Source organism: Bifidobacterium psychraerophilum, assembly GCF_000741705.1.
Taxonomy (GTDB): Bacteria; Actinomycetota; Actinomycetes; order Actinomycetales; family Bifidobacteriaceae; genus Bombiscardovia; species Bombiscardovia psychraerophila.
Genome location: NZ_JGZI01000010.1, coordinates 589,555 through 604,748 on the forward strand (window position 1 = coordinate 589,555; position 15,194 = coordinate 604,748).

Sequence of the window (15,194 nt, forward strand, 5' to 3'; positions counted from 1 at the left end):
GGAGAAGGCACAACCAAGCTTCTCCACTCATGGCGGAACGCCGACCCGGAATCGCGGATCACTGCATCTGCATCAGACCCGAGATGCCTTTGGTACGCAGCACCTCTTTATATGGTCCCGACTGCTGGGCGATCAACTCGTCGATGGCCCGCATACCGAGCAGCTCGACCGGAGCCTTGTCATCGGTGAGCACCAAGGAGGACTCATCGGCATTGGGGCTGTCCACGGTTTCGAAGCGTGAGGCGACCGTGCCCATATAACTGGTCAATGCGGCGTCGCCCGTGAGTTCCTCGGTCCGGCGCTGCAGCGCAGACACTTCGGCGGATTGCTGCATCGTGTTGGCGGAGGTCATCGTATTGGCGGAGTCACGATGCTCCCCGCTCGGGGCTTTGGCGAATAATTCGCGGTTCGTGGTGCCTTCGACATCCGCCATCACCACCGATTCTGAGTTCGCGCCGACATTGAAAACGCTGGAGATCGTGGCCTGCAGGGCCTGGTTGATCGACCCCTCCCCATCGGAGATCATGTTCATGTTCACTACCATCACTCCCCCGGGATTCAGATGCTCCCGGACCGCGGTGAAGAACTCGCTTGAGGACATCTGGAATGGAATCGTGATGTCCTGATAGGCATCGACCATGATGACATCGAATTTCTCGTCACTGCCCTCCAACCAGGCGCGGCCGTCATAGGTACTCACTGGAATATCGGAGGGTTCATCGAAGTATTTCCCGGCCAGATTCGTGATGGACTGGTCGATCTCGACGCCCTGGATGCTCATATTCGGGTAATACTCACGCAATTGGCGTGCATACGTCCCCGTGCCCATGCCAAGGATCAGAGCGGAATCCGCCTTGTCCGCCAAGGCGGGCGCGGCGAGCGCGGTGTCATAGTACAGGCCGGTGAGCCCACCCTGTTTCATCGTCACGGATTGCACGCCGAAGAGCACATTGGTCGACAGTATGGTCCGATCGGCCAGGGTCTTGACCTGCAGATAGTTGTAGATCGACTCGCCCTCGTAGGTGAGTTTGCCCTCCCAGAAGGCGAATCCGGTCAGCGGTGACAGTATGGCCGAGACCACGAATATCACGATGCTGATAGCGCTGGCGACGCGTTTCACCTTGGCCGCCGCGAAGTAGATGATGGGGAGCGCAAGCAGAAACCCCGAGAAGATGAGGAAGGTCACGAAGGTGCCCGCCGCGGGAATGGTGACGAAGGTCGGCAGGAAGGTGCCGAGAATCGAACCCACCGTATTGCACGCGCCGAGCCTGCCGACGATGGTCGCATTGTCTTCCAAGGAGTCGGTCGTGAATTTCACCAGTCCGGGAGTGACCGTCCCCAACAGGAACAGCGGCGGGACGAATATGATCATGCAACTGACGAAGGCCGCGATGACGAGGAAATTCGTGGAAACGCTGATGATCAGCAAACCGGATATCAGAATGATGATGTACTTGCCGACCAAAGGGATCAGGGCGATCCATACGGCGGCGATCAGGATGCGCAGATACAGACGGTCGGGGTTGGGGTCTTTGTCCGCTCGGCGGCCTCCCCACATATTGCCCAGGGCGAGCGCGATCATGATCGTGCCGATGATGATGGTCCATACGATCTGAGAACTCGAAAAATACGGTGCAAGCAGGCGTGACGCACCCAGTTCCGCCGCCATCACCGCCATTCCCGAGAAGAATTCCGTGACATACAGGAATATTTTCGACCGCAAAATCGGTCTGACGGACGTTGTCTGCTGCATGCGGCCCCCATGATCGCGGTATGCTCTCTCTTCCACAAACGATACAGCTTCCACGGCACTACGCCCTAAGATGGTGTTCCATATGCGGGCCTGCATCATCATTGACAAGGCATGGCTCGTCTGCAACACGGAGAACGGGGTTCGATGGACACCACACGACATGGCATCATCTTCGGTGCCGGCGAGTATTTCGGCATACGTCCCACGCCGCTTCCGCAAGCACTTGTTGTCGCGGCCGATGGGGGCTATGACGCCGCGAGGTCATTCGGTTTCACCCCGGATGCGGTTATCGGCGACTTCGACTCCCTGGAGGGCGACATCCCCGACAACGGGCACACGGTGCGTCTCCATCCCGAAAAGGACGACACCGACATGCTGTCCGCCTTCAAAATCGCCTGGCAGCAGGGGGCCCGCATATTCGACGTCTACGGAGGACTCGGCGGTCGTCTTGACCATACGATCGGCAACCTGCAACTGCTGGCGGAGGTATCCAGGCATGGCGGCATCGCCTTCCTACACGGCGCGGATACCATCGTCACCGCCATCAGCAAAGGCACGCTCAGCTTTCCCGCAGGGAATGTCGAAGCCCGCCGTATGATCTCGGTGTTCTCCCATTCCGACACCTCCTACGATGTGACCGAAATCGGGTTGAAATACGAGCTCGACCGCGTGCAGCTGCGCAACGATCATCCCCTCGGCATCAGCAACGAATTCAGGAGGGATACGCCCGCCACGATCCGCGTCGGCGAGGGAACGCTGGTCATCACCTTCCCCAGTGAAGCCCCGAGTCCCGAATGGACCGGCACCATCACGCCCAGCCCTACTCTCGGACCGATAGATGACCATATCTCCTCGTTGCTGGCCTGAACTGGCCTGATTCAATTTCAATTACCGGCCTGACTGCCGTATCGGCCTGACTCATTGCCTGCCTGACCGGTTGTCGGCCTGAACTGGCGGCATGAGTGTCGAGATCGTCTCGCCCACACCGCCGAAACAGTGCTTAACTGAGGGTATGAGTACGATTCCAACAAATGATTCCAGCACCTCCGACGATGAGGCACTGTTTGTGTGTTATCCGAAGTGCTCGACCTGCGCCAAGGCACGCACCTGGCTCAACGAGCATCACGTCGATTTCCATGAGCGGGACATCAAAACGGACAATCCCAATGCACAGGAATTGACCTTATGGCATAAGCTCAGCGGCCTGCCGATCAGGCGTTTCTTCAACACTTCGGGCCAATCCTACCGAAGCCTCGGCATGAAGGACCGTCTGCCGTCGATGAGTCTTGAAGAGGCAGTAGAGCTGCTGTCCACGGACGGCATGTTGGTCAAGCGTCCCATCCTGATCCAAGGTCGGCGCGTGCTGGTCGGATTCCGCGAAGAGGCCTGGGTGGAGGCTTTGCTCTAGTACAGGCGGCGCATTAGAGTTGTCCTTGTTATAAAAGTTGGCCACGACGCCTTGCGTCTTGTGCGTGAGCGCCACGGCCTAATCCCTGAGGGAGATATACATGACAGTAAAGATTGGCATCAACGGCTTCGGTCGTATTGGTCGTCTCGCATTCCGTCGTATCTTCGAGCTGCAGCATCGCGGCGGCGAGGCCGGTGACATCGAGGTCGCAGCAATCAACGATCTGACCACGCCTTCGATGCTGGCATACCTGCTGAAGTACGACAGCACCCACGGCACCTTCAAGCATGACGATGGCACTGCGGTCGAGATCACCTCCACCGACACCTCGATCGTCGTGGACGGCAAGGAATACACGGTGTACGCCGAGCGTGACGCCGCCAACATTCCTTGGGTCAAGAACGATGGCGTGGAATTCGTGCTCGAGTGCACCGGTTTCTACACCTCCGCGGCCAAGTCACAGGCCCACCTTGATGCAGGCGCCAAGAAGGTCCTCATCTCCGCTCCCGCCAAGGATGACGTTCCTACCGTTGTCTATGGTGTGAACCACGAGATTCTCAAGGCTTCCGACTCCATCGTGTCCGCCGGATCATGCACCACCAACTCCCTGGCCGCAATGGTCAAGCTGCTTGATGACAAGTTCGGCGTCAAGGTCGGATTCATGACCACGATCCACGCCTACACCGGCACCCAGATGATTCTGGACGGCCCTCGTGGAAGCAAGCCACGCGCCAACCGCGCAGCCGCGATCAACACGATCGAACACTCCACCGGTGCCGCCAAGGCAATCGGCAAGGTCGTTCCTTCCGTTGACGGCAAGCTGCAGGGTCACGCACAGCGCGTCGCCATCCCTGATGGTTCGGTCACCGAGCTGACCACCATCCTGGATAAGCAGGTCACCATCGAAGAGATCAACGACGCCTTCAAGGCCGCCTTCTCCGACACCGATTACTTCGGCTACAACGCTGATGGCATCGTTACCTCGGATATCGTCGGCGACACCCACGGTGGCGTCTTCGACCCAACCCAGACCGACGTGAATGACGCAGACGGCGCACAGCTCGTACGCACTGTGTCCTTCTACGACAACGAGTACGGATTCACCTCGAACATGATCCGCACCCTGCTGTACTTCGCCGAGATCTCTGAGTGATCCGGTAATCACGGCATTCGGGAGGAGCCCGTCAGACTTGTTCTGACGGGCTCCTTTCTTGTCCTCAGGCCGTGGCATCACAGATAGGGATAACGGCTTAGGGAATCCAGGAGGAAGACCGATGGGCAGAACATCGAAGCGGTCGAAGCAGCGCAAGGGATCGGCTTCCACACCGGCGACGGCGGCCTTGGAAAGGGCCGAGATCCCCTTCCACATATACGAATACGAGCATTCGGCGGATCATATGGATGCCGGATACGGCGTCGAGGCGGCGGAGAAGCTCGGACTCGATCCCAGGCAGATCTTCAAAACGCTGATGGCGGACACCGGCTCCGAACGCATCATCGGCATCGTTCCGGTGACCGGGCATCTCGATTTGAAGGCCTTGGCGGCGGCCGCAGGAGCGAAGAAGGCCACGATGGCCGACCCGAAGGTGGCCCAACGCGAAAGCGGCTATGTCCTTGGAGGCATATCGCCACTGGGGCAACGCAACGATCATCTCACCGTTCTGGACGACAGCGCATTGCAATTCGACGAGATTCTCGTCTCCGGTGGCAAACGTGGATTCGATATCGGCATCGATCCCCATGATCTCCTGGACCTGCTGCATGCCAGCCATGCCGAGATAGCGAGCTGGTAGAGGCCCCGACCGCGTCCGAGGCAACGATCCGGAGCATCAGTCCGGGAGGGAACGCAACTGGCTCGGCAATGCGAAATGCATCGTTTCGCTAAGCGATCCCAGAACGGAGACCTTCTGGAAGCCCAGGGGCCGCAATGCCTCCACAAGCTCCTGCACCAGATGTTCGGGCACCGATGCGCCTGAGGAGATGCCGACGGTGTTCACACGCTCCAGCCAGGACACTTCCAGATCCTCGACGCTGTCCAGGAGATGGGCCTTGCGAAGACCAGATGGACCATCCTCAGCGACCTGCCGGGAGGTGCCCTGACCAAGGGCACCTTGGGCATCGAGCACCTGCTGGGCCACTTCAACCAGCCGCACCGAATTCGATGAGTTCTTCGATCCGACGACGATCACACAATCCGATTGCCTGGCCAGCTCTTTGATCGCCGTCTGACGGTTCTGTGTCGCATAGCAGATGTCCTCAGTGGGAGGCTCCTCAATCCACGGAAAGCGTCTGTGCAACTCTGCGCTGATATCCGCAGTCTCATCGACGCTCAAGGTGGTCTGTGTCAGACGGGTGAGCTTCGTGCCACGATCGAAATCCAAAGCATCGATGTCCGCCTGCCTTTCCACCAGATGCACGTGTTCGGGTGACTCCCCGATCACACCCAATGCTTCGTCGTGACCGCGATGCCCGATGTACACGATCTCATAGCCGGCCTTGACATACCGCAGGACTTCGCGATGCACCTTGCTGACCAGCGGACAGGTGGCATCAACGATGCAGATGCCCCTCTCCCGTGCCTCCCGCTGTACGTCCGGAGATACCCCATGAGCGGAGAACACCACCGGCACGCCGGCTTCGATCGCCTCATCTGGGATCTCATCCAGCTCCTGCACGAATACGGCACCCTGCTGCGCCAAGGAATCGACGACCTGACGGTTATGCACGATCTCTCGCCTGACATAGACGGGTGGGAATACGCCGTCATCGGACATCCGAGCCTTGTTCCTCGAACGATCGAGAATCGTCTGCACGCTATGGACCGCGCGATCGACGCCGGCGCAGAAACCACGCGATCCTGCGATCACTATGCGCTTGGGATCATGGCCGTCGTTCTCGGTCGTCATCATCTCTGATCACCGTGTCCTTGCCTGGCGGGTCGGGTAAACAGGCCCCACATCCGGTGGCCTTCGCCCATCCTACGGTGCCGTGACCGCACCATCATGCCCGGCCCTACCCTCTGCACCGATTATGCACCAACACCATCGGGCTGTGGACATACGGGAGGCAGGAGACGGCAGACAGGAGGCGGGGTCGGCGCCCAGGCATCCGGATAGGGATATCGGGCAGTAGAATAGTGAGCGATAACAATCAGCCGTCAATGCGGAGGGCACAGAGATCATGACGTTGAACGCCAACAACGCTTCACCGAGCAAAGCACACAGCAACACGCCAAGGACGGGACAGCAGTATTCCATCCGTTACGGCGATTACAGCGCCGTCATCACCGAATTGGGAGCAACGCTGCGGCGCCTTGACTTCCGGCACAAGAACATCGTGGTGCCTTTCGATGATAACGAAGTGGTCCCCTGCTGCAACGGCTACGTGCTCGTCCCCTATCCGAACCGTCTTGAGGATGGGGCTTACGATTTCGACGGGGAACACTATCAGCTGCCCATCGATGAAGCGAGCAGGCAGACGGCCCTGCATGGTGATGGCTACCGGCATATGTGGGTTCTTGAAAGCCTCACCGAGAGCAGCGTGACCTTGAGCTGGCGAGTTCCGGGAATCATCGGCTACCCCTTCGACGTGATCGTCACCGTCACCTACGCCCTGGGCGCGGAAGGCCTGACGATGACCACCGTCGCCTACAACAACGACACCAAGCCGGCACCTTGGGCCTTCGGCATACACCCCTGGCTGTCGAACGGCTCACAGGCCACGGACCCTGATGACATCGAGGCCGCCAATGCCTTGTGCAAGCTGACACTCCCCTGTGATTCGCATGTGACGGCCAGCCCCGATCGTCTGCTTCCCACGGGCGTGGAGCCGGTTGAGGGGAGCGTCTACGATCTGCGCGGAAACCCGAGCCTTGAAGGAAGACCCTTCGATGACGCCTGGACCTCCCCCATTCGGGATCACGACGGCAATACCACTGCGGTGTTCACGCGCCCCGACGGTTTGCAGATATCGCTGACCGGCGATGACACCATCAACGCCTGGCAGGTCTGCACCGCAACGGGCTTCCCCGAAGGGCACCACCCCTCCGGAGTCGCCGTCGAACCGATGACCGCCTATGCGAACGCCTTGCGCAGCGGCAAGAACCTGGTGTCGATCGAAGCCGGTGCATCATATGGCACCACCATCCACTACCAGGCGCGGCAATACTGAAGCGACCGGAGACACCCCGGCACGATCCCGTCGGATATCCACCGCACGGGCAAGGAAGTTGTGTCCGTCCTGTCGATGTGAGATAATCCATCAGGTTTATTCGTAATGAGCAAAGGAGTCCATCATGGGCATGCGTGGACGTAAGCGCAAAGATCGTCGTAAGAAAGCCGCTAACCACGGAAAAAGGCCAAACGCCTGATACAGCGACCTATTCGCCAGCATGGCGAATCAGGGAAGATGGAACCCTTTGACGGTTCATCACCCCACCGGCAAGTCCGGCTGCACGCAGCCGACGGCAGGTGGGGTTTCCTGTATCACCAGCCTGGTCACGGGCATCGTGCGGCGTGGTATCAAAGCCATACAGGCATGATAGGCCATATGAGCCTTATGCCCCGGAAGCCGGGAAGCATTGCATAAGGTGAATGAAAAAGCCTGTGTAAATAGAGCCGATGCGAATAGAGTCTATGTGAATCGAGCCGATGCGCTCAGTGGGCGATCTCCTGGGTACCGTCATCGCTACCCTCATGCCGTGTGCTGTCCAACTGCTGCTCCGCACAGACATCTGCCATCACGTGTCTCAGTCTGCGAATCAGGCAATCCGGAGCCTGTTCAGGCCTGAGATAACTGCGAATCATACCGATCAGCGCCTTCTCGCGCTCGTCGCAACAGGTATCGGGATCGAAGCCTTCAGCGATCTCTATATGCGTCACCTCGACGGTGGCCCGCGTGTCACCCGCCTGCGTCACGGAGATATGACTGTATCGTTCGACTTGATCGCTCATGCCAAACCCTTTCTCCCGTCAATAGCTCCGAGACTGCGCGCCGCACCTTCGACTGGCCGTCGAGAGGTATCGCCTCCACGAATCTTCGTATCCTCGTTCTCCGTGCCAGGCTCGTCGGCTCCGTTGACCGCATTCCCGCTTGTACTCTTCCCATTATGTACTGCGGCATCCACTGGCTTCGCGGATGGTGAAACCTCAGGCCGACCGGAAGTCCGATGCTGGGAGGATTGGGCCCCATCCCGCGCTTTTCCATAGCCCCGCTCGCTGGCATACGCGGCAAGCTGCTCCTTGAGCTGCGCCCGGGCGCGGTTCAGGCGGCTCATCACCGTACCGATTTTGATACCCTGCTCATCAGCCACCTGCTGGTAACTTTTCCCGTCGATTGCGGCATCGATGAATACCTGGCGCCTCTCGGGCGACAGGGTGTCCAAAGCCGACATGATCTCCTCGGGGGCGAATGCCTCCAGATACTCCTGCTCAGCGGATTTCAAACCTTCCGAGGAATGACCTGAGGCCGAGTAGATGTCCCAGTCGTCGTATTCACCGGTCGAATCGTTCGCCCGTTGGGGACGCCGTTTCGCCTTGTGATACTGATTGAAGAAGGCGTTGCGTTGGATGGTCGTCATCCATGCCTCGAAGTTGCTGCCCGGCTCGAAACGGTCGAAAGCCTTGAAGCCTCGTTCGAAGGTGTCCTGAACCAGATCCTGCGCATCATCCGAATCATTGGTGAGCTTCATCGCCTGACGGTACAGGGCATTGACCGCAGGCATGGCAAGAGCTTCGAAGCGTCTGCGTTTCTCTTCAAGCTCTAGGTTTGCCACATCCACCATTGTGCCATCACTCGGCCTTCGCGCACCAAGCGGAGTGTCAGCATCCCACTGGTGGAGACGACAACGGCCCCTCGATGATGCTCTTGTCGGTTTCCAGTCGGACAATGGCTGTATGACAGATACGCATCCCATCCTCGAAGGAATCGAACAAGCGGGAACCCAGGATCAGGAGACCTTGCTCTCCCAATCCTGGCTGCTGGGCTTCGACACCGAAACCACAGGAGCCGCACCCGGAGCGGACGCCATCGTCTCCGCAACCCTGGTGCTGCGCAATCCGCAGACAGGCTATAAGGGTGACGCCATCGCTGAGTGGCTCATCAACCCCCACCGTCACATCAGCGCCGGAGCCAGCCGTGTGAACGGATTCACCGACGACTTCGTGCAAAGCAACGGCGTCGAGCCACAGGACGCCCTGGCGGAGATCAGCGATGTAATCATCCAGGCCCAGCGGAATGCCATCCCGTTGCTCGCCTACAACGCTCCATTCGACGTCCAGATGCTGCTCGGTGATTTGCGACGTTGGGACTGCACCCAGAGCGAAGAGCTTTCGGAAAGCGACATGCTCATCGTGGATCCTCTGGTGATCGACCGTTCCGTATCTCATCGATCCGGGAAACGCACCCTGAGCTTCACCACCGAATACTACGGTGTCGAAGCGCACGGGGATTTCCATGACGCCACCGCCGACACCATTGCGGCCGTGGACCTCGTCAAACCGATGACCACCCTGTACCCTCAGGTCGGACGCCTGACCCTGGCCGAGTTGATGCCATGGCAGCGCGAGGCCCATCGTGTCTGGAAGGAATCATTCAACCGATGGCTCGAATCCAAGGGCCGCCGACCGATTCATGAGGGATGGTTCGAATAGAAGGCGCTGGTTTTGGGAAGAAGTCGTATGGCAAGGGATGCTTCCGCACGCCTCGCCTATAATATAAGCGCATCAGCCGTGCCGGTCCGAAACCGTGTGCGGCCATGCGACGAATAGAACCAATCTTGCAGGGGGCTTCACATTGCTTACCATCCACGAAATCACCGACGCTTCGCAATGGAACGGGATGGTGAATGCCGCGCATGGGCATCCGATGCAAATGTGGCAGTGGGGTGAACTCAAAGCGGCGACAGGTCCTTGGACCGCCTACCGTGTCAGTGCCCAATCGGATTCAGCGGTCATCGGGTGCGCCCAGGTCCTGGTGCGCAAACTTCCGTGGCCATTCGGCAGTATCTGCTACGCACCGCGTGGCCCAGTCGTCAACGACTCCAACGATTACGCGGATGTTGCCGATGCCGTAGCCCAATGGTGCCGCGAGCGCTTCCACCCTGTCTCCCTCAAAATCGATCCACCCACCACCACGCTTTCCCTCTCCAAGGATTGGGCCGAGGGCGACCACGTGCTGATGGCGACCACGGCCATCGTCGATCTGACACCGGATGAGGATGCGATCATGAAATCCCTGCATTCGCGCAACGCCCGCAATTACATACGCAAGGGCGCCAAAGTCGGCATCGAGGTGGTTCCGGGCACACGCGAGGATGTCGATACGGTGATCGCCATCTACCACCAGACCGCGGACAGGGATGGTTTCCCCCTGCACCCGGATGAGTATTACCATCAGGCCTTCGATCTTCTCGGCGAGGTCGGTCAGCTCATCGTCGCCAAATACGAGGGCGAGATCGTCTCCTTCATGTGGAATGTGACCAGCAGCTGGGGCGCATCCGAATTGTGGGCCGGAGCCAATGACACCGGCCGTAAGATGAGGGCCAATTACCCGCTGAAGTGGGGCGCGATGCGGGCGGCGAAGGCCGTCGGCGCGGAGCGGTACGACATGAACGGCCTGCTGAATGACGGCATCAGCGAGTTCAAGAAGTCATTCCAGAATGAGGCGACCATCTGGGCGGGCACGTATGAGAAGGCCCTGAGCCCCCTCTACCATCCTTGGGAGAAGTCGCTGGCGGTCTTCAAGGCGATTCGTCGCCGTAAGAACGCACCGCGCCAGAAGCAGACCAACAACTAGCTCCCCTTGGGCTGGATCCCTTCGGACCGGTATCCGAGAACGCCCTTTCAGCCTTGCCTGGCGATGATCGCGGCTACGGCGTTCACCTGCTCCGGGTTCAGATCGGTGGGTATGCTGATCGCGCCCGCCACCAGTTCGTCGGTCACCTTCAGATGAGCGCGGTCGTGCGGAACATGGTAAGCATCAGGGTTCTCCACTCCGGGGAAGAGCTCGGGACGATACCAGCGCTCGGCATAGACACCCGTCGATCTCAACGCGGCGATGATCTTCTCGGCGAGGTCGGTGGAAGCGGCGAAGACCGGGAAACGCAGCAGAGGCTGCGGCTCCCCGGCCATCACCTGTTCAGGAATCGAAACGACCGTCGAGCCTCCCAAGGATTTCCTCAGCAGTTTCACGCTGGCGGAGCGTTTGCCTTCGTTGGCCTCCAAGGAGCGCAAGGACCGCAACACCGTCATCTCGATCCACGGGGTCGGCCGCAGGGGCTCGTAACCGAGTCCGCCGCGCCTTTCGACATTCGCGATCGGGGGTTCGTACAGACCCACGCGCGTGAGCCAGGAGCGCATACGTGATCCCAGACCGCCGGGCATACGTCCCAGCACCCTGTTCTCGTTGATGTACATCCGGGTCACGCAGTCCAGACGCTTCCCCGGCCTCGGCAGATTCGCCAAACGCGACCGCAGGCGCCGATCCAGCTCGGGAGCGCTTCCGGCCAGTCCGGGATTCACCCAGATCGCCCCGCCGAAGCGCGTGGGCAGTATCTTCTCGACACCAAAGGAGTGCACGGAGATATCGGCGAGCGCCTCACCATCATCGTCACGGACCATACGTGTCACGCAATGCGCGCTGTCCTCGATAAGCAGGGCATTGGGGATGGCATGCGTCTTCTCCGCAAGCAGGCGCGAGGAGCGGACATCCATCAGCCCGAAGGTGTGTTGCATCATCACCGCACGCGTATCGTCCCCCACGGGCATCGTGTGAGGATCCAGCATGATGCTGTCACGATCGACATCCCCGTATTCCGGCGTCAACCCGGCGGTGAGTATGGGATCGACCGCGGTGCAGCAGGTGTAGAGCTGTGTGCTCACCTTCCCGGGTCCATAGAGCCGGCGCAACTCTTCGAATACGATCGACATGCCGTACCGGGCTTTGAACACGGGGTACCAATCCTCTGCTTGCGTTCCCGTGCGACGCGCCAGTTCGGAACCGAGAGCGTTCCTTGGCGTCTTCGCGATTTCGCTCCGGTTTTCCTCCATGCCACACTCCTTGCGCAGTTCCCTCATCGATATCATCAATCTATCGCGGCATGCACCTGCGATTCATGCAGTATCCCGCACTCCCACTTCCTTCTTTGCATACTCTGCACACAGGAAAAGAAAAGCGATAAATGCCTGAATGTAGAATGACACTGAAAATACCGGGGATCACAGACTTGACGGATCGGATGGATATGGCGTTTACGTTGCAATCGGCGGCGGCTTTGCTCAATCAGCATCACTTGCTTCGAGAGGTCATCGAGGACGGGACTTGGACGATTGATCCGACGAAGCTTCGCGATCGCTCCTTCTCCGACCTCTCCTACGACACGCGCACCGTAACACCGGACACCCTGCTGTTCTGCAAGGGAAGGTTCTCCCCCGAATACCTGAAAGGCGCCAACGAGTCAGGGCTGAGCTGCTACGTCGCCGAGGAGGACTTCTCCGACTTCACCACGGCCACCGGCATCATCGTGAACAATGCGAGCAAGGCGATGTCCCTGCTGTCAGCGGCCTTCTTCGATTTTCCTCAGCATGACCTTACCGTGGTCGGCATCACCGGCACCAAAGGCAAAACCACGACCGCATACTTCACCCAGGCCGTGCTCAACGCGTATTCAGGCGGGAAGACCGCGTTGTTCTCCTCCGTGGACAACTGCCTTGACGGCGAGCATTACGAGGAGTCCGATCTCACCACCCCCGAATCGCTCGATCTCTTCCGCATGATGCATCAGGCCGTGCTCAACGGTATGCGCTATCTCGTGATGGAGGTCTCCTCGCAGGCCTACAAGGTCGAGCGCGTCTATGGATTGCATTTCGACATCGGGGTGTTCCTCAACATCACACCCGATCACATCAGCAGCATCGAGCATCCGAGCTTCGAGGACTATCTCTTCTGCAAACGCCAGATCATCGCCAACTCCAAACAGATGCTGCTCGGCAGGGACAGCGATCATTTCTCGCTGCTGCAGGAGGATGCCCTCTCCCGCGGCATCAAGGTCAGCACCTTCGCCATGCGCGATGAAGAAGGCCATCAGTCCGATGCCGATGTGGTGGCGGTAAGCGATGAGGGGACGCGTCCGGCATTCCACATCTTCGAGAAGGGCCGTGATCTCGGGGAGTATTCGCTCTCCATCGAGGGTGCGTTCAATGAGGCCAATGCCGCGGCGGCCTTCGCGATCGTCCGGGCCCTCGGCGTCCCGGAAGGGGATGACTCCTTGCATGCCTTGGAGTCCGTGCGCATATCAGGCCGCATGGAGCGTTTCGTCAGCCCGGAAGGCGTTATCGCCTATGTCGACTATGCCCATAATTACGCCAGTATCAAGGCGCTGGTCGATTTCGTCTATCAACGCTACGGACAGGACAAGCCGCGCATCACCCTGGTCACGGGTTCGGCAGGCAACAAGGCGCTTGACCGCAGGGAAGGCATCGTCAAGGCGGCACAGGACAGAATCGCGCGATTCATCTTCACCACCGAGGACACGGACACGGAGCCCAATGCGGAGATCTGCGCGCAGTTGATGAGCTATGTGACGAACCCTTCGGTCGAGGCCGGCGTGGAGGAGGATCGAGTCAAAGCCATCACCGAAGCGTATGAGGATGCCCTGCTGCATCGTGACCGTCTGAATGTGCTGCTGATCACCGGCAAAGGCGAGGAGCTCTGGATCAAGGACATGAACCGGCATGTGGAGTACGAAGGCGACACGAATGTGGTCGCACGCCTGTTCAAGGGAGGGAAGTGATGAGCGACTTCGAAGCGGTGCTGCTCGGCAGTGAAACAGGTGCGTACGCGATGGCCCGCGCATTCCATAGCGAATACGGCATCCGATCGCATGTCTTCGGCAGGTTGCAGCTTTCCGTATCGAAATTCAGTTCGATCATGGAGACGACCTTCCACTCCGACCTGACCGAGCCCGAAGCGTTCAGAACGCATATGCTCCAGGCCGGAAGCGATCTGCGCAAACGATACCCGGGCTCCGTGCTGCTGCTGATCCCATGCGGCGACGACTACAGCGCCTTGCTCAGCCGCTATCGTGACGAGCTGAGCCAATACTTCACCTTCACCAGTGTGAACGATCAGCTGCACACCGCGTTGAGTTACAAGAGCAGCTTCTACGATTATTGCGAGCGCTACGACCTGCCCCATCCGAAAACCCTTGCCCTCAGCAAACAGGCCTTCCTTGAGGACAGGCACCGCGCGCTGCCGTTCGCATTCCCCGTCGCCCTCAAACCTGCGGACAGCGTCGAATATCTGTCGATCGATTTCCCCGGACGCAAAAAGGCCTACACCCTGGGCACCCAGGAAGAGCTGAACGAAGTGGTCGACAGCATCTACGGGGCCGGATATTCCTCCGACATCATCATCCAGGACTTCATACCCGGCGGGGACGGCAATATGCGTGTGCTCAACGCCTATGTGGACCAGCACCATCAGGTGCGGATGATGTTCCTGGGGCATGTGCTGCTCGCGGATCCGACGCCGGAGGCGATCGGCAATTACGCCGCCATCATCCCTGATTTCAATGAATCGCTCTGCCTGCGGATCAAGCATTTCCTTGAGGACATCCGTTATGAGGGCGTGGCCAATTTCGATCTCAAATTCGACCCCCGCGACGGCGAATACAAGCTCTTCGAAATCAATCTGCGCCAGGGAAGAACGAATTTCTTCGTATCCCTGAACGGTTTCAATCTCGCGCGTTATTTCGTTGACGATCTGGTCTACGACAAGCCCTTCGACGGCAATACGCTGATCGGCAAGGGCTCCAAGATGCTGCTTGAGGTCCCTCCCTCGGTGCTCAAACGATACACGGAAGCCGGTGAAGCCAAGGAACGCGGTCTCGCCATGCTGCGGGACAAACGGTATTCCTGGACGCTGAGATACGGCAAGGATATGTCCTTCAAACGCAGGCTGCTACTGTGGCGCCTGGGACATCTGACGTCGAAGAACTACGCTCGCTACGAGGACTGAATGCCACACCAGGCAGAA

The 15,194-nt window shown here is 59.1% G+C and carries 15 protein-coding genes; 10 read left to right on the top strand and 5 right to left on the bottom strand.

The window, feature by feature from the left end; all coding sequences use genetic code 11:
• Window positions 1-58 precede the first annotated feature (58 nt).
• Window positions 59-1,753, bottom strand: coding sequence for a spermidine synthase (locus BPSY_RS09555; protein WP_033497788.1), 1,695 nt, complete (start codon window positions 1,751-1,753; stop codon window positions 59-61).
• 111 nt (window positions 1,754-1,864) lie between these two features.
• Here BPSY_RS09555 and BPSY_RS09560 point away from each other — a divergent pair, with 111 nt between their 5' ends.
• The 4 genes from BPSY_RS09560 (at window position 1,865) to ybaK (ending at window position 4,954) form a co-directional block, all read left to right on the top strand.
• Window positions 1,865-2,620: a thiamine diphosphokinase gene (locus BPSY_RS09560; protein ID WP_238556847.1), complete on the top strand. Its 756-nt coding sequence runs from the start codon at window positions 1,865-1,867 to the stop codon at window positions 2,618-2,620.
• 145 nt (window positions 2,621-2,765) lie between these two features.
• Window positions 2,766-3,161: an arsenate reductase family protein gene (locus BPSY_RS09565; protein WP_051921899.1), complete on the top strand. Its 396-nt coding sequence runs from the start codon at window positions 2,766-2,768 to the stop codon at window positions 3,159-3,161.
• A 100-nt stretch (window positions 3,162-3,261) separates the two neighbouring features.
• Complete coding sequence (gene gap / locus BPSY_RS09570; protein ID WP_033497790.1) at window positions 3,262-4,314, top strand: type I glyceraldehyde-3-phosphate dehydrogenase; 1,053 nt, start codon at window positions 3,262-3,264, stop codon at window positions 4,312-4,314.
• A 121-nt stretch (window positions 4,315-4,435) separates the two neighbouring features.
• On the top strand, window positions 4,436-4,954 hold the full coding sequence (gene ybaK, locus BPSY_RS09575; protein ID WP_033497792.1) for a Cys-tRNA(Pro) deacylase: 519 nt from the start codon (window positions 4,436-4,438) through the stop codon (window positions 4,952-4,954).
• A 36-nt stretch (window positions 4,955-4,990) separates the two neighbouring features.
• On the opposite strand, the gene BPSY_RS09580 is transcribed toward ybaK, so the two are convergent.
• Window positions 4,991-6,070 carry a 4-hydroxy-3-methylbut-2-enyl diphosphate reductase gene (locus BPSY_RS09580; RefSeq protein ID WP_100841102.1) on the bottom strand — a complete coding sequence of 360 codons (1,080 nt, stop codon included), beginning with the start codon at window positions 6,068-6,070 and terminating at the stop codon, window positions 4,991-4,993.
• 271 nt (window positions 6,071-6,341) lie between these two features.
• Between BPSY_RS09580 and BPSY_RS09585 the strand changes: the two genes are divergently transcribed.
• Both BPSY_RS09585 and BPSY_RS12120 read left to right on the top strand, forming a co-directional pair.
• Complete coding sequence (locus tag BPSY_RS09585; RefSeq protein WP_051921900.1) at window positions 6,342-7,331, top strand: aldose 1-epimerase family protein; 990 nt, start codon at window positions 6,342-6,344, stop codon at window positions 7,329-7,331.
• A gap of 124 nt (window positions 7,332-7,455) precedes the next feature.
• A complete protein-coding gene (locus BPSY_RS12120; RefSeq protein ID WP_003817083.1) occupies window positions 7,456-7,530 on the top strand; it encodes a 50S ribosomal protein bL37 in 75 nt (24 codons plus the stop codon).
• Window positions 7,531-7,816: 286 nt separating this feature from the next.
• Here BPSY_RS12120 and BPSY_RS11650 read toward each other — a convergent pair whose 3' ends face one another.
• On the bottom strand, window positions 7,817-8,113 hold the full coding sequence (locus BPSY_RS11650; protein WP_238556848.1) for a hypothetical protein: 297 nt from the start codon (window positions 8,111-8,113) through the stop codon (window positions 7,817-7,819).
• Window positions 8,110-8,883 carry a sigma-70 family RNA polymerase sigma factor gene (locus BPSY_RS11655; protein WP_415453408.1) on the bottom strand — a complete coding sequence of 258 codons (774 nt, stop codon included), beginning with the start codon at window positions 8,881-8,883 and terminating at the stop codon, window positions 8,110-8,112. The genes BPSY_RS11650 and BPSY_RS11655 overlap by 4 nt, the downstream gene beginning before the upstream one ends.
• A 172-nt stretch (window positions 8,884-9,055) precedes the next feature.
• Between BPSY_RS11655 and BPSY_RS09600 the strand changes: the two genes are divergently transcribed.
• Window positions 9,056-9,811 (top strand): exonuclease domain-containing protein, encoded by a 756-nt coding sequence (locus BPSY_RS09600; RefSeq protein ID WP_033497794.1) that lies wholly within the window; start codon window positions 9,056-9,058, stop codon window positions 9,809-9,811.
• A gap of 142 nt (window positions 9,812-9,953) precedes the next feature.
• Entirely contained in the window at window positions 9,954-10,955 is a 1,002-nt protein-coding gene (locus tag BPSY_RS09605) for a lipid II:glycine glycyltransferase FemX (RefSeq protein ID WP_202961809.1), read from the top strand.
• Between the two features lie 47 nt (window positions 10,956-11,002).
• On the opposite strand, the gene BPSY_RS09610 is transcribed toward BPSY_RS09605, so the two are convergent.
• Window positions 11,003-12,208 carry a DegT/DnrJ/EryC1/StrS family aminotransferase gene (locus tag BPSY_RS09610; protein WP_033497845.1) on the bottom strand — a complete coding sequence of 402 codons (1,206 nt, stop codon included), beginning with the start codon at window positions 12,206-12,208 and terminating at the stop codon, window positions 11,003-11,005.
• A gap of 194 nt (window positions 12,209-12,402) precedes the next feature.
• Here BPSY_RS09610 and BPSY_RS09615 point away from each other — a divergent pair, with 194 nt between their 5' ends.
• Together BPSY_RS09615 and BPSY_RS09620 are read left to right on the top strand one after the other, a co-directional pair.
• Window positions 12,403-13,950: a UDP-N-acetylmuramoyl-L-alanyl-D-glutamate--2,6-diaminopimelate ligase gene (locus tag BPSY_RS09615; RefSeq protein WP_033497847.1), complete on the top strand. Its 1,548-nt coding sequence runs from the start codon at window positions 12,403-12,405 to the stop codon at window positions 13,948-13,950.
• Window positions 13,950-15,176, top strand: coding sequence for a carboxylate--amine ligase (locus BPSY_RS09620; RefSeq protein ID WP_033497796.1), 1,227 nt, complete (start codon window positions 13,950-13,952; stop codon window positions 15,174-15,176). The genes BPSY_RS09615 and BPSY_RS09620 overlap by 1 nt, the downstream gene beginning before the upstream one ends.
• Window positions 15,177-15,194 lie beyond the last annotated feature (18 nt).